The 14,638-nt window shown below is 66.9% G+C and carries 13 protein-coding genes and 2 riboswitches; of the genes, 6 read left to right on the top strand and 7 right to left on the bottom strand.

Annotated features, from left to right (window positions below; translation table 11 throughout):
* Positions 1 to 11 precede the first annotated feature (11 nt).
* The 6 genes from AC1DKQ_RS11545 to AC1DKQ_RS11520 all read right to left on the bottom strand — a co-directional run bounded on the left by AC1DKQ_RS11545 (position 12) and on the right by AC1DKQ_RS11520 (position 7,160).
* A complete protein-coding gene (locus AC1DKQ_RS11545; RefSeq protein ID WP_476919056.1) occupies positions 12 to 299 on the bottom strand; it encodes a WXG100 family type VII secretion target in 288 nt (95 codons plus the stop codon).
* A 185-nt stretch (positions 300 to 484) separates the two neighbouring features.
* Positions 485 to 1,951 (bottom strand): sensor histidine kinase, encoded by a 1,467-nt coding sequence (locus AC1DKQ_RS11540; RefSeq protein ID WP_476885031.1) that lies wholly within the window; start codon positions 1,949 to 1,951, stop codon positions 485 to 487.
* Between the two features lie 2 nt (positions 1,952 to 1,953).
* Complete coding sequence (locus tag AC1DKQ_RS11535; RefSeq protein ID WP_229993817.1) at positions 1,954 to 2,664, bottom strand: response regulator transcription factor; 711 nt, start codon at positions 2,662 to 2,664, stop codon at positions 1,954 to 1,956.
* Positions 2,665 to 2,777: 113 nt separating this feature from the next.
* On the bottom strand, positions 2,778 to 4,424 hold the full coding sequence (locus AC1DKQ_RS11530) for a DNA repair helicase XPB (RefSeq protein WP_476885030.1): 1,647 nt from the start codon (positions 4,422 to 4,424) through the stop codon (positions 2,778 to 2,780).
* Positions 4,421 to 6,916, bottom strand: a complete 2,496-nt coding sequence (locus AC1DKQ_RS11525) for a helicase-associated domain-containing protein (RefSeq protein WP_476919055.1) — start codon at positions 6,914 to 6,916, stop codon at positions 4,421 to 4,423. The genes AC1DKQ_RS11530 and AC1DKQ_RS11525 overlap by 4 nt, the downstream gene beginning before the upstream one ends.
* 10 nt (positions 6,917 to 6,926) lie before the next feature.
* Complete coding sequence (locus tag AC1DKQ_RS11520) at positions 6,927 to 7,160, bottom strand: hypothetical protein (protein WP_476885028.1); 234 nt, start codon at positions 7,158 to 7,160, stop codon at positions 6,927 to 6,929.
* A gap of 177 nt (positions 7,161 to 7,337) precedes the next feature.
* On the opposite strand from AC1DKQ_RS11520, the gene AC1DKQ_RS11515 reads away from it, so the two are divergent.
* The 3 genes from AC1DKQ_RS11515 to AC1DKQ_RS11505 are packed head-to-tail and all read left to right on the top strand — an operon-like array spanning position 7,338 to position 9,699.
* A complete protein-coding gene (locus tag AC1DKQ_RS11515; protein WP_018776003.1) occupies positions 7,338 to 7,721 on the top strand; it encodes a cold-shock protein in 384 nt (127 codons plus the stop codon).
* An 8-nt stretch (positions 7,722 to 7,729) separates the two neighbouring features.
* Positions 7,730 to 8,329 carry a DUF3027 domain-containing protein gene (locus AC1DKQ_RS11510; protein WP_476919054.1) on the top strand — a complete coding sequence of 200 codons (600 nt, stop codon included), beginning with the start codon at positions 7,730 to 7,732 and terminating at the stop codon, positions 8,327 to 8,329.
* A 44-nt stretch (positions 8,330 to 8,373) separates the two neighbouring features.
* Complete coding sequence (locus tag AC1DKQ_RS11505; protein ID WP_476919053.1) at positions 8,374 to 9,699, top strand: MFS transporter; 1,326 nt, start codon at positions 8,374 to 8,376, stop codon at positions 9,697 to 9,699.
* 66 nt (positions 9,700 to 9,765) lie between these two features.
* Here the strand turns inward: AC1DKQ_RS11505 and serC are convergent, their stop codons facing one another.
* Positions 9,766 to 10,893, bottom strand: coding sequence for a phosphoserine transaminase (gene serC, locus AC1DKQ_RS11500; protein WP_476919052.1), 1,128 nt, complete (start codon positions 10,891 to 10,893; stop codon positions 9,766 to 9,768).
* Between the two features lie 346 nt (positions 10,894 to 11,239).
* Between serC and AC1DKQ_RS11495 the strand changes: the two genes are divergently transcribed.
* The 3 genes from AC1DKQ_RS11495 (at position 11,240) to AC1DKQ_RS11485 (ending at position 14,485) form a co-directional block, all read left to right on the top strand.
* Positions 11,240 to 11,935: an iron-dependent transcriptional repressor DtxR gene (locus AC1DKQ_RS11495; protein ID WP_476885024.1), complete on the top strand. Its 696-nt coding sequence runs from the start codon at positions 11,240 to 11,242 to the stop codon at positions 11,933 to 11,935.
* A 150-nt stretch (positions 11,936 to 12,085) separates the two neighbouring features.
* A riboswitch (cyclic di-AMP (ydaO/yuaA leader) is annotated at positions 12,086 to 12,299 on the top strand.
* 4 nt (positions 12,300 to 12,303) lie between these two features.
* Positions 12,304 to 13,125, top strand: coding sequence for a M23 family metallopeptidase (locus AC1DKQ_RS11490; protein ID WP_476919051.1), 822 nt, complete (start codon positions 12,304 to 12,306; stop codon positions 13,123 to 13,125).
* A 136-nt stretch (positions 13,126 to 13,261) separates the two neighbouring features.
* Positions 13,262 to 13,431: riboswitch (cyclic di-AMP (ydaO/yuaA leader) on the top strand.
* 295 nt (positions 13,432 to 13,726) lie between these two features.
* Complete coding sequence (locus AC1DKQ_RS11485) at positions 13,727 to 14,485, top strand: NlpC/P60 family protein (protein ID WP_476885022.1); 759 nt, start codon at positions 13,727 to 13,729, stop codon at positions 14,483 to 14,485.
* The last annotated feature ends 153 nt before the right edge of the window (positions 14,486 to 14,638 follow it).

Genomic DNA, 14,638 nt, shown 5'->3' with positions numbered 1-14,638 from the left:
CCCCGAGAGGCTCACGTGAAGCGCTGCGCATTGCCCAGTTCCGCCTGCGCATAGGTAGCGGCGGCGGAATTCAGCGCGAGGTTTATGGACGCCAGGGAAGCCTCGACCCTGCCCTGGGTCAGCGTCCACTCGGCCACCAGGGTTTGGAAGTTTGTCGCCGCGGAGCCGCGCCAGCTGCCCTCGAGTTCGTCCAGCCCTCGTTTCATGGCCTGTACGTCGGCGCTGATCCGCTCCACCGTGGCCTGCACGTTGGCGGACTTGAGCTGCAGGAGCTCCGTATCGACGGAGATGATGCTCATGGGATTGCCTCTCGAAATGGTCGGGAGGCAGCCGCAGGCCCGGCGGAGCACGGTGAACGTCAGCAGTGGGGTCTGTGATGTGAGTCTGCAGTGAAGGCGTGTGGGGGAGCGGCTGCCTCGTCCGGAATTTCCGGACACCTCGAGCGTATGCGGGCAGTGCACCGGCCGGACACCGCCGCCGGCCCCTATGTGGACAAACCTGCTGCGGACAGTTCCGTGGCGTCTTCGTCCAGGAACGGGATGCTGACCACCAGTGTGGCACCGCCCCCGTCAGTCTCCCCGACCTGCACGGACCCGGAATGCGAGCCGACGATGGCGGCCACGATCGCCAGGCCAAGTCCGCTGCCGCCGGTCTCCCTGGTCCGGGACGTGTCCGCCCGGTAGAAGCGCTCAAAAATGCGGGCCGCCTCGTCCTCCGGGACACCGGGTCCGTGGTCTCGTACCTCGATCACGGACTGCCGTGCTCCGTCCGGTGCAGTCCGGGTCCCGACGCCAATTTCGATCGGCGTGCCTTCCGGCGTGTACCGCAGGGCATTGCCGACCAGGTTGCTGACCACCTGGCGCAGCTTGGCTTCGTCCCCCAGCACCGGGGCCGGCGCGGGGGCCGCGCCGTCGAGCCCGGTGAGGGTGATGGTGCGGCTGCGGTCGCTCGCCTGGGTGTCCACCACGGCGTCGTTGGCCAGCAGCAGCAGATCTGCGGGTTTCTGCTGCAGCGGGCGCTGCTCATCGATCCTGGCCAGAAGGAGCAGGTCTTCCACCATGGCCCCCATGCGCTTGGCTTCGCTTTCGATCCGCCCCATCGCCGTGGCCACGTCCTCCGGGGTGGACAGCGCCCCGTGCCGGTACAGCTCGGAGAACCCGCGAATGGTCACCAGCGGGGTGCGCAGCTCGTGCGAAGCGTCGGCGGCGAAGCGACGCATCCGTTCCTCGGACGCCATCCGCGCGGCGAACGCTGTCTCAATATGCGCGAGCATGGCATTGAGCGAACTGCCCAGCCTCCCCACCTCGGTGTTGGGGTTTTCGATTTCCACGCGTCTGGAGAGGTCTCCGGCGGCGATCGCGGCGGCCGTCTTCTCCACCCGGGCCAGCGGCCGGAAAGAGCGCGAGACGGTCCACGTGGCGATGAAGAACGCCAGCACAAGCGTCAGCAGACCCACCCCCACCACCACCAGGGCCGCATGTTCCATGACGGAATCGACGGGATCCAGGGGCAGCCCGATGACCACCACCGCGCTGCGCTGGTTGTTGTCCACGACGCTCAGGGCCACCACCCTCCAGTTGCCGCCCTCGGTCCCGCGGACCTGGAAGGGTATCTGCTGGCGTTCCCGGGCCTCGACCGCGGAGAAAGTGCTGATGGCGGGGTGGGAGTCCTTGTCGCCGCCAAACGGGATTGCTGGGAGGCCCGGGCTGAGGAGCATTAGCGAGTAGTCGGTGGGAATGGTGGAGCTGGCCTCCTGCAGCTGGGTGAAGGACTTCTCCAGCCGCACGGAGTCGACGGCGGCCCGGAGTTTGTCATCCACCTGTCCCTGCAGGAAGCTGTGGAGCAGCGTCAGCGTGCCCGCCCCAGTGGCCGTGAGGGCCACCAGCATCAGCGCCATCATGATGGCCACGAGCTGCGACCGCAGCGAGGCCGATTTCCAGCGGTGCAGCAAAGTCAGCGCTTCTCGGCGGTCCGCAGAACGTAGCCGACGCCGCGCTTGGTCTGGATCAGTGCCGGGGCATCGGGATCGATATCCACCTTGCGGCGCAGGTAGGAGATGTAGGACTCCACGATCGAGGCATCGCCGTTGAAGTCGTACTCCCACACATGGTCCAGGATCTGGGCCTTGGACAGGACCCGGTTGGGGTTGAGCATGAGGTAGCGCAGGAGCTTGAACTCGGTGGGGGACAGCTCGATCACGGTGCCGCCGCGGCGGACCTCGTGGGCGTCGTCGTCGAGCTGGAGGTCATCGACCCGGATCACGGCGTCGTCGTCGACCTGGGGCTGCGTGCGCCGGAGCACCGCGCGGATGCGGGCCACCACCTCGTCGAGGCTGAAGGGTTTGGTGACGTAATCGTCCCCGCCCACGGTCAGGCCCGTGACCTTGTCCTCGGTGTCGTCCTTGGCTGTGAGGAACAGGACCGGGAAGTGTTTGCCGGCGGCGCGCAGGCGGCGGGTGACGGTGAAGCCGTCCATGTCCGGCAGCATGACGTCAAGAACTGCCAGATCGGGGGCGTGCAGCTCCGCGGCGGCAAGGGCCTCGCGCCCGCTGCCAGCCGAGACAACTTCAAAACCGGCGAAGCGCAGGGACGTTGATAGCAGCTCGCGGATGTTCGGTTCATCATCGACGACGAGCAGCTTTGCTTCGGGTCCGTTCTTTTTCATGTTCCCATGATGCTCCCAGACTCTGGGAGTTTTCTGAAGGGCGGATGGGTGTTGCATGGGTCGTGCCTGTTGCGGGCACGCCCGGGCGCCACCCGGGGCCCGGGACCTTCTGACTAGCCGGCGGTGCCGACGTCCTTGGCGTCCATGATCCTGTAGGCATAGCCCTGCTCGGCGAGGAAACGCTGCCGCTTCGCGGCGAAGTCCTGATCGAGGGTGTCGCGGGCCACCAGCGAGTAGAACCGCGCGGATCGGCCGTCTTTCTTCGGACGCAGCAGCCGGCCTAGGCGCTGGGCCTCCTCCTGGCGGGAACCGAACGAACCGGAGACCTGGATCGCCACCGACGCCTCGGGCAGGTCAATGGAGAAGTTGGCCACCTTGGACACCACCAGGGTCTGCACCTCGCCGGCGCGGAAGGCATCGAAGAGCCGCTGGCGTTCCTTGACCGACGTGTCGCCCTTGATGACCGGCGCGTTGAGGCGCTCGCCGATCTCGTCGAGCTGGTCGATGTACTGCCCGATCACCAGGAGCTGCTCGCCGGCGTGTTCGGCGACAAGTTCTTCCACCACCCGGGTCTTGGTCTCGGAGGTGGCGCACAGGCGGTATTTGTCGGCGTCCTCTGCCATGGCATAGGCCACCCGTTCGTCGCGGGGCAGGTCCACCCGGACCTCCACGCAATCGGCGGGGGCGATATAGCCCTGGTTCTCGATGTCCTTCCACGGCGCGTCGTAGCGCTTCGGGCCGATCAGGCTGAAGACCTCGCCCTCCCGCCCGTCCTCCCGCACCAACGTGGCGGTGAGCCCGAGCCGGCGCCGGGCCTGCAGGTCCGCCGTCATCCGGAAGATAGGCGCCGGCAGCAGGTGGACCTCGTCGTAGATGATCAGGCCCCAGTCGTTGCCGTCCACGAGCTCCAGGTGCGGGTACAGGCCGCCGCGCTTCGTGGTCAGGACCTGGTAGGTGGCGATCGTGACTGGACGGACTTCCTTGACGGAGCCGGAGTACTCGCCGATCTCCTCCTCGGTCAGCGACGTGCGCTTGATGAGTTCGTCCTTCCACTGCCGCGCGGCGACGGTGTTGGTCACCAGGATCAGCGTGGTGGTGGAGCTAGTGGCCATGGCGGCAGCCCCGACCAGCGTCTTGCCGGCGCCGCAGGGCAGGACGACGACGCCGCTGCCGCCGGCCCAGAAGTTCTCCGCTGCCAGTTGCTGGTAGGGCCGCAGCTTCCAGCCCGATTCGTTGAGCATGATGGGGTGCGGCGTGCCGTCCACGTAGCCGGCCAGGTCCTCAGCCGGCCAGCCAATCTTGAGCAGCAGCTGCTTGAGCTGGCCGCGCTGGGAAGAATGCACCACCACCGTCTCGCCGTCGATCCGCGGCCCGAGCAGCGGGGCGATCTTCTTGGCGCGGCTGACTTCTTCCAGCACCGGGTAGTCGGACGTGCGCATGACCAGGCCGTGCTGCGGGTCCTTTTCCAGCCGGAGCCGGCCGTACCGGGACATGGTTTCTTCGACGTCGATCAGCAAGGAATGCGGCACCGGGAACCGGGAGTACGTGAGCAGGGTGTCCAGCACCTTTTCGGCGTCCAGCCCCGCGGCCCGGGCGTTCCACAGCCCCAGCGGCGTCAACCGGTAGCTGTGAACATGCTCCGGCGCACGTTCCAGCTCGGCGAAGGCCGCGATGGCGTGCCGGGCCTCGGTTGCGAGTTCGTGGTCGACCTCCAGCAGGATGGTCTTGTCACTCTGGACGATCAGGGGCCCGTCATTCACTGAAACAATTCCTCTGTAGCTTCTACGTCGATAATCCGGTGGATGGACAGGACCCGCTCGATCTCCTTCTCCGGATCGAACACCCGCACCCGCCCGCCGTTCACAGCTACCGGAACAACCGTCTCGCGGCTGGCATTCCCCATGCTGTCAACGACATTCATGACCACCCGCTGCCTGAGTCGGATCGCCTTCAGGAGGGTTTCCAGCCCCAGCTGCGTCGCTTCCTCGCTGCCCGGGGCAGCCGCCGGCGAGTGAGCCCCGGGACCACGCGCCCGGGACCCGTCACCGCGCAACACGGCCAGTTGGGCGTCGATGTCGGCCTCCGGCGGAGCGGTCCGCGGGGCCGTGTAAACCGGCCGGCCGCTGCCGGCGCCCGAGGTGCTGCGGCGCAGCCCGACGACGGCGGATACTGCTTCCTCCAGGACGGGGGCGAGGCCCAGGCCCCTGAGGATCTGGGCGGTTTCCCGGGGTGCGGCGTGTGAGACCACCACCGTGGGCGCGATGCGCACCAGCCCGAGGCCGGCGGCGGCCGGGGCATTGAGCAGTTCCAGCAGGGCAGTCTCGTCCTCGCATTGGATAAAACTGGCCGCCGCCCCCACGCGGAGCCGGGAGTGCCGCGCGGCGGTGTCTTCGATGAGGTACTGGAGTGGCTGCGGGACGGCGGTGGCCGAATGCTGGCGAAGGAAGTCCAGGATCGCCGCGGCATCCTGGCCGGCGTCGAGGGCCCGGCGGACGGAGGGGACGGAGAAACGGTAGATGGTGGCCGGTCCCTGCCCCTCGGCCGTGGCCATAGTCAGGAGCCGTTCGCTCAGTTCGGGGTCGAGGTAGCCCGGCGCCACCGCCGTCAGATCTGCCTGTAGCAACACGTGTTGCAGGGCTGCCGGCAAGTGCTCACCCAGGATCCCCAACGCCTCATCCGGCTTTTCGGCGGCGATCGCGGCCCCCAGCTGGCTGAGGGCGCCGGAACCGATCAGGCCCAGCATCTCGGCTTCTGTGAGGATGCCGCGGATCAGGGAGCTGAAACGCCGGGCCATTCGGGGCTGCATCCACTCGGCCCGCTCCAGAACAGCGGCGGCATTGAGAACCGGGGCCTGCCCGTCGGGTGCCGCGGCTTCGAGGGTAAGTTCATGCAGGATTTCCAGGACCCGTTTGCGGACCACCGGCGCGTCAGGCCGCTGCGCCTCGGCAGAGAGCGCATTGATGGTGGTCCCGGCCGCGCCCCGGTGGCCTGCCATGCCCTGGACAACAGCATTCACGGGCTGGCCCACGAGGGAGGGCGCGCGCTCGCTGGCCAGCCAGGCATTGACCAGCCACAGCCATTGTTCCTGCCGCGGCAACGCCAGCCACTCCAGCTGCGGCGGCTGCACCCATGCAGAACTGTCGACGTCCAGCCGCAGCAGTCCGCCCATTGCGCAGAACTCCGCCAGAAGGCCGGCCTCGTGCACGTCGATCCGGAGCGAGTCTGCCAGCCGCTTCATCTCCCGGACCCCGACGCCCCCGCTGCGCAGCGTCGCCAGGGGCTGTTCGCGCACGGCATAGAGCACTTCGCCCACGAGCCGCAGAGTCTCGGCAATAGCTCCCAACGCGGCGTTCCGGCGCAGCCCTGCGCTCGTGTGGCCAAGGTGGGGGAGGGGCGGCGCCAGGGAGAAACTCTCGACGACGAACCCGCCGCGCAGCGAGACTCCGACGCTATGGGGAAGTTCGACGTGCGCGGCGTCCAGCGGCACCAGCAGCCCCCGGGCCAGCAGCCAGTCCACAGGGCCGACGTCGGAGCTTTCGTGGAGCACGGACGCCCGGCGCTGCGCCTGCGGAACGGCGCCCATGGCCCAGTTTCCGAACCTGGCCAGCAAGGCGCCCGTCCGATCCGGCGCGGTGGTCAGGATTTGCTGCAGCGATTCCGGTGTTGCCGTCCAGTGCTGCAGGGACAGGGCCGCCTCCATCGGCGTCGTGGCGGGGGAGATGGACGCCCCGCCGCGGTGCAGTTCCCCCACCAGCTGCACCACGCGCTGCGCAAATGCCGGCTGGAGCCGCACGAGTTCGGTGTAGCTGCGCCCCAGCCCCGCAGGGTAGATGCCGATCACATCCTTGAGGCTGCCCACCGGAAGGTAGTGGCGCTGCCTGGCGGCGGCGGGAGCGGCACCGTGCGGCGGGTCGGTGCGGTGGACCAGGGCCAGTTCCTGCAGGGAATGGAGCAGGCGGTCGATGGCGGCAGCGGAGGAGCCGCAAATCAGTTTCTTCAGCATCGCCGCGGAGGCGCTGTGCCCGGTATCGGAGTTGGTGCACAGGTGCAGGGTTTCCAGGACCTGCATCTGCGGGCGGTTGAGCCGCTCGAGCGCCCGCTGGACGCTGACTCGTCCGCTGGCGCGGGCTGCGAGGGCGGCGAAGTCCGGGACGCCGGGAGAAATCAGGTCCGGCCGCGCGGAAAACAGGGCCCGCAACGATTCGTCGCTTCGTGCCTGAAGTTCCTTGCTCAGCGCGCGGATGAGGGACATCGCTCCAACGTTACCTTTCGCCGGGCCTGCGCGGGCGGCGCCGTGCTGCCACCGCGTCCACAACGAGGGCCAGCATGAGCAGGAATGCCACCGGGAGCCCGTAGAGGGCAGCCGAGGTAATCCAGGCAGGCGCCACGACATTGTTCGACGCCATGGCCATGACAGCGCCGACGGCAGCGAGGGACAGCACAGCAAGCGTGGCCGCGATGATCATCAGAGGCCGCCGGGATCGCATGAGTGTCATGTGGGCAACGCTAACAGTCCAGCATCGCCCGCGCCTCAAGCCGCTATATTGAACCAGGCAGGATAACCTTGGAGATACAGACCAACACGGTCCGGGCAGTCATACCCTGAACCCGCGTATCCATGCGGATGCGGTGACCGCCGGCCGTGTCCCCGCAGAACGAAGAAGGTTGATTACGTGCCTACCGGCAAGGTCAAGTGGTATGACAAGGAAAAAGGCTTCGGATTCCTCGCGGGCGAGGACGGCCAGGAAGTCTTCCTGCCCAAGTCCGCGCTGCCCGAGGGCATCACGGAACTCAAGGCCGGAACGCGCGTTGAATTTGGTGTAGCCGACGGCCGCAAGGGCGCCCAGGCGCTCGGCCTGCGCGTGCTGGACAAGACGCCGTCCATCGCCAAGGCAAAGCGGCCCAGTGCCAGGGACCTTGCCCCGCTGGTGCAGGACCTCGTCAGCGTGCTGGACAACCTGTCCGGAACCTTGTCCGCGGGCAAGTACCCGGAAGGCAACAAGGGCAAGGCGATCGCAGCGGCCCTCCGCAAGGTTGCCGACGAGCTGGATGTATAAGGCTCTTGATGACTCAGGAACCTGATCAGTTGCCGGCGTCGGATGCCGGATCCGCCCTGCCCGCCGATTCCAAGGGAACCGGCTCAAAGCAGGGAAACCGCCCCCGCGCCGGCGTGCCCGTCTGGCGCACCGGCAAGCCTGACGCCTTCCTGGCCGCCGCCGTCGACGTCGCCCGCACAGCGGTGGAAGGCATTGCCTCCGCAGGGCAGGTCGGCGAGCACCTCGGTGCCCGCAGCGAAGGCGACCGCCTGGTGACCCACCTCTTCGAATCCAGGCTGCCCGGGTATCTGGGCTGGCAGTGGTACGCCGTGCTGACCCGCAACTCGCGGTCCAAGGTGGTCACGGTGGACGAACTCGGCCTCCTGCCGTCCGAGGACTCCATCCTGGCGCCGGCCTGGATTCCGTGGGCTGAGCGGGTCCGCCCGGAAGACGCGCAAGATGACGAGGCCGCCGAAGAGGCGTCCGGCTCAGAAACGCCGTTGCAGGCATCCGACACCGGCGCCGACGTCCAGAACGATGGGGAGCCCGAGGAGACCGACGACGACGAGACCGAAGGCGCGGAAACCGACGACGACGAGCGGGAACGCTCCGCGGACGAGGCCGACTAGCGGTTGACAGCGTCTAGGAGCGTGTCTGGGGAGGGCTGGGGCTGATGTCCACGTTCAAGTCCCTGCACATCCTGAACTATCGCATCTGGTTCCTCGGTGCGCTCATCTCCAACATCGGCACCTGGATGCAGCGCACTGCCCAGGACTGGCTGGTGTTCGCCCACCTGACGGCGCACGATGCCGGCGCGGTGGGGATCACCATGGCACTGCAGCTGGGTCCGCAGCTCTTCCTGGCGCCCGTGGCCGGACTTCTCGCCGATCGCTTCAACCGTAAGCGGCTCCTGGTGCTGACCCAATCCGCCATGGCGCTGCTGAGCGCCGGACTGGGCGTCCTGGTGGTCTCGGGCGCCGCCCAACTCTGGCACGTCTACGCTTTCGCCCTCATGCTCGGGGTGGTCTCCGCACTGGACGCTCCCGTGCGGCAGACCTTCGTTTCGGAACTGGTTCGGGACGACTACCTCCCCAACGCCGTGGCACTGAACAGCGCTTCCTTTAACGTCGCGCGGATGATCGGCCCGGCAGTCGCCGGCGTGCTCACTGCCGTCGTGGGGCCCGGCTGGGTCTTCCTCATCAACACGCTGACCTTCGTCGCCATGTTGCTGAGCCTGGCGAAAATCCCGGCCGCGTCGCTGCGGCAGCTGCCTCGGGCACGGGCGGGCAAGGGCAGGATCCGGGAGGGCCTGCGCTACGTCCGGTTCCGCCCGGACCTCATCGTGGTTCTCGTAGCGATCTTCATCGTGGGAACCCTGGGGCTGAATTTCGCCCTGTTTATCGCGGCCATGGTGGGTACGGAATTCGGCCTCGACGCCGGGGCCTTCGGCCTGATGAATTCCATCATGGCCATCGGTTCGGTCGCCGGCGCGCTGTTGTCCGCCGGCCGCGGCAAGCCACGGATGCGGTTCATCTTCGGGGCGGCGGGGGCTTTCGGCGTGACCTCGGGCATCGCCGCAATGGCCCCAAACTACTTCTGGTACGGCGTCGCACTGGTGCCCGTGGGGCTGTTCGCGATCACCATGATGACGAGCGCCAACGCGTACGTCCAGACCACCACGGACACCGCGATGCGGGGCCGGGTGATGGCGCTCTACATGGCAATATTCATGGGCGGAACCCCCATTGGGGCGCCGCTGGTCGGCTGGGTGGCCAACACCGCCGGCCCCCGCTGGTCCATGGCGGTTGCGGCGGGATCCGGTCTGCTGGCGGCCCTGATCGGGCTGGTGTGGATCATCCGGGCCAAGCACCTGCGGATCCACTTCAACCGCCGCGCACACGGGCTGCGGTACTTCCGCGTCGAAAGCGCGACCGGCGCCGCCAGCCCGGGTTCCCGGCAGGCCGGGCCGCAGGGTGGGCCGCCGGCCGGACGTGCCTGAAAACGACGGCGGCGCCGCCACAGCCTACGTTTTGATAGGCCGTGAGGACGCCGCCGGACGCGGAGGCTACTTCTTCAGTTCCGCCACGACGAAATCGATGCACTCGAGCAGCGCCGAGACATCGTCCGGCTCGATCGCCACAAAGGTGGCGATGCGCAGTTGGTTGCGCCCCAGCTTGCGGTACGGCTCGGTGTCGACGACGCCGTTTGCGCGCAGCACCTTGGCGATGGCCGAGGCATCGATCGATTCGTCGAAGTCGATCGTGGCGATCACGTTGGACCGGTCCTCGGCCTTGGCCACGAACGGCGTGGCGTAGCCTGACGCCTCGGCCCAGCGGTAGATGCGGCCGGCGGAATCCGCGGTGCGGCCGGCTGCGAAGTCCAGGCCGCCGTTGGCGTTGAGCCACTGAACCTGGGCATCCAGGGTCACCAGGGTGGCCAGTGCGGGGGTGTTGTAGGTTTGGTTCAGCCGGGAGTTGTCGATCGCCGTCTGGAGGTCCAGGAAGTCGGGGATCCAGCGGTTGCCGGCCTTGATCCGGGCCGCCCGCTCAATTGCCGCGGGGGAGAAGAGGCCAAGCCACAGGCCGCCGTCGGACGCGAAGTTCTTCTGCGGCGCAAAGTAGTACACATCGGACTCCGCCACGTCCACGTCCAGCCCGCCCGCGGCCGAGGTCGCGTCCACCAGCACCAGCGACCCCTCGTCGGCTCCCGCCACGCGCTGGACGGGGGCGGCCACGCCGGTTGAGGTTTCGTTCTGCGGCCACGCATAGACGTCGACGCCGGCCTCCGCCCGGGCGGAGGGGCGGGTGCCGGGTTCGGCCGTGATGATGGAGGACTCGGCGAGGAATGGCGCCTTGTTGGTGGCCGAGGCAAATTTCGAGCCGAACTCACCAAAGGACAGGTGCTGCGCCTTGGTCTCCACGAGTCCGAAGCTGGCAATGTCCCAGAACGCGGTGGAACCGCCCACGCCGAGCACCACTTCGTACCCTTCGGGCGCGCGGAAGAATGCGCTGAGGCCGCTGCGTACCGAGCCGACCAGGTTCTTTACCGGTGCCTGGCGGTGCGAAGTCCCCAGCAGCTTCGCCGATGCGGCAAGGGCGTCCAGCTGTTCCGGTCGGACTTTGGACGGACCGGCGCCGAACCGTCCGTCCTTGGGCAGGAGGTTGGCGGGGATCGTGATGCTGGTGTTGCTCACAGTGGCTCCAATATTCGGCTGGTTCGTGGCGTGGCTGAGAGGTGGCCTGGCAGGGATGGCTACATCGGACACCCCTTTTCATTCTTCCTGTTTTATTCTGCCTGACAGCCCACTGCGATTCGGAAATAGCCCTGTCATAGTCCGGTCATTGAGACGCCCGGAAACGGCCGGACTGCGGCACCGGGAGGGCAGCCCCGGTCCGAACGAAATATTATCCGGAGTAATTCAAAATAGGCTAGGCTGGCATGCGAACGTACGGCGGTTCTCGCCAGGGCGCATCCTGCATGCAGCCCGCACGCGGTACGGTGGGAATGACGCTAGGACTGCGCTCGAGGAGCTGAGCTGAATGACGGATCTGATCGATACCACGGAGATGTATCTTCGGACCATTCTGGAACTTGAAGAAGAAAACATCGTTGCCCTCCGCGCCCGCATCGCCGAACGGCTCCGCCACTCCGGCCCCACTGTTTCCCAGACCATCGGCCGCATGGAACGTGACGGGCTTGTGGTTGTTTCGGGCGACCGGCATCTTGAACTGACCGAAACAGGGCGGAAACGCGCAATCGGCGTCATGCGCAAGCACCGCCTTGCGGAGCGCCTGCTCGCGGACGTGATCGGACTCGACTGGGCCTACGTCCATGAGGAAGCGTGCCGCTGGGAGCATGTCATGAGCGAACGCGTCGAGCGCAGAATCTTCGAGATGCTCGACCACCCGACCGTTTCGCCCTACGGAAACCCCATTCCGGGGCTTGCGGATCTTGGTGGTGTGCCCAATGGTGCCCCCACGGATAGGGCCGTGAACCTGCTGGAGGCCATGGCCGGCTACGGTGCTGGTTCGCGGATCACGGTCAACCGGCTCGCGGAACCGATCCAGGTGGAGCCGGAGCTTCTCACCCAGCTCGACGAGGGTGGAATCCGCCCCGGTGCCCTTCTCTCGCTGGAGCGGGTGGGGGAGTACATCTCGGTCCGCGTCCCCGATATCGAGGGCGCCCTGGAGCTGCCGCCCGAGGTTGCCGCGCACGTCTTTGTAACTGTGGCCTGACCAGCAATAACTCGTCGGTCATGGGACGACCCATGAGTTCTGCACAATTGCGATTACGGATTTATTACCGGGCGGCTTAATCGCCTATAGTTAGTGGCCAGTACCGATACCAAAGCGTTACCTGATCCGAAGCCGAGCCCTGCCAGCGGATCAGTCGCGGAACCATCTCCTGGCAGGGGCGGGGGAACCACTTTCGGCTGCTACTTCAGCAGCCTTGGGGTGAAGTCCGTCAGCGGCAAGCAGCTTCCACCGAAGGATCCCCTGGGATGCCCCTGTGCCTGGCTGCTTGCAACGGCGGACCGGGTCTTTGATCTCTCTGACCCGAATCCGACAGCTAACTTCGCAGGCTCTCCAGAGAGGAACCGTTCTTGACCACCCAGACCGCCAGGGGCCGTCGCCGCGCGACCGGTCCCGCTCCGGAGCCGCGTCCCGTCGTCGAGCATATGGCCGAACGCCCGCGCGACGCGCACCGCGATGAACGGCGTCGCCGGCGCAGTCCGTTCCGCCAGGTAACGGAGTTTGCCTCGGCCAGCGGGGTCGGCCAGAAGGCCGGTATTGCCCTGGCCGCAACCGGTCTGGTTCTTACGGTGACGGTCCCCGTCACGAGCCCGGTGATGGCCTCCAACACCGCCGGATCCGGCGCTCTGTCCGCTGCCGTGCAGCCGGATGTCACGGCCGCCGCGGCCGCAAAGGTCGACTTCAGCCGGACCGCCGTCACCACTAAGGGCGACCCGGATGGGAAGCTAAAGCAGCTGCTCAGCGCCCAGTCTGTGGGCAGTATCACTCGCGCGGCTTCGGCAGGCACCCTTGGCGCGCCGCTGGATCATCTGGTCACGGCTTCGCCCTTCGGCTACCGTGTCAGCCCGATCACCGGGGGCGCGGGGGAGTTCCACCGCGGCCAGGATTTCGCTGCCCAGTGCGGCACGGCGGTCCATGCGGCTGCCAGCGGCACCGTGACGTTCAACGGATGGCATCCCTTCGGCGGTGGAAACCGGGTGGTCATTGACCACGGCAACGGCCTGGGGACCACGTACAACCACCTTTCCTCGGCCTCGGTCAAGGTCGGCCAGAAGGTGTCGCGCGGTGACGTCATCGCGATGAGCGGGACCACCGGCGCCTCCACGGGCTGCCACCTCCACTTTGAAGTGATGGTCAACGGCGACGTCGTTGACCCCCTCGGCTGGCTCTAAATAGACGATGGGCCGCTCTCAAGTGCTTGTGACACGCCGTGATCTGAATGTGACATTGGGCCCGGACTCCTGTAGGGTTTGAAGCACGCCAACTTTTCCGAAGTTGGCGCTCTTGAGTGGATTGCCTAGCTCTGCCACCGCTCAAGGTCCGTTCGCATTACATCGTCTGGCAGGGGCGGGGGAACCAATTTTGGCCTTCGAAAGAAGGCCTTGGGGTTAAGTCGCAAAGCTTCCCAGGAAGCAGCGCGGCCGGGTGACTCCCATCCGAATCCGACAGCTCACCTCGTAGGCATTGGGAGAGGCTACTTTCGTGTCTTCACGCCACAATTCTGCGCGCATGCGCACCGGCGAGGTTCTTTCGAGCCCGCTGGAATCCACATCACGTGCCGCCCTTGTCGGCGCCCGGATTGGATCACGTTCCGCAGGCTCAATCTCTACCGAGTCCGGACCGCATGCAGTTTCCGCTTTTGGCGCGTCTTCGCAGTACACCCTTCGCTAAGTAACCCATTTCGGGGCGATCCGGCGTACCCCCAAGATGCCGGAGCGTCCTCAAACCGTGCCCGAAAGCGCGCGGTCCAAGGATCACGAAAGAGAGAACTTAATGACTACTCGTGCAACCGTTGCACGGCACCGCGCCGAGGTCACCAAGACCAACTCGCTGGCTGTTATTGCCAAGGCTGTCGGCGACAACGCCGGCGGCATGGGCCGTCAGGCCGCGGTCATCGCCGCAGCCTCCGGTCTGGTTCTGACCAGCGGAATCGCAGCCAACGCTGCTGAGACCAATGTTCAGCGCGAATCCACCTCCGCTTCGGCCCTGGAAGTCCAGTCCGCTGCTCCGGCCACCATCTCGGCCGCGTCCACCATCGCGATCTCCTACGAGAAGCCCGCTGTGACCACGTCGCCGGCTCCGGTCGTCGAGGCTCCCAAGCCCGTCGTGAAGGTCCAGGACTCCACTGCCACCCGCGCCGGTGGCACCGCGCTGGGCGTCAGCGGCGGCGTCGCTGCCCAGGCTCCCGCCGGCATCGGAAGCGGCGCCGGCGCGACCATCGCTGCCGCTGCCTACGCACAGCTCGGCGTGGCGCAGGACTGCACCGCCCTCGCCACCAACGCCCTGGCCGCGGCCGGCATCCACTACCACGGCTGGCCGGCAGGCTACCTGTCCCTCGGCCGCACCGTCAGCGCTGCCGAGGCACGCCCGGGCGACCTCGCCTACTACCAGAACGGCGGCGTGGGCATGGCTCACATCGCGGTTTACGTCGGCAACGGCATGGCAGTCCACGGCGGCTGGAACGGCGGCACCACCGCGCTGTACAGCGTAAACGTCGGCTCCGGCCCGGTCTTCATCCGCGTCGGCGGCTAAGTAAGACCCGCAGCACCTTCGAAAGACCCCCGCCTGTTGGCGGGGGTCTTTTGCGTTGCCGTGCAGTGAACTTTCCGCGCTGAGGACATCACCGACGAAAAAATATTCGGTGATCCGGCACCCGAGTGTTTACTCTTGTGTAATCGATCCATA

This window comes from Arthrobacter sp. 05L421 (assembly GCF_056397785.1).
This window is presented reverse-complemented; position numbering and strand designations above follow the sequence as displayed.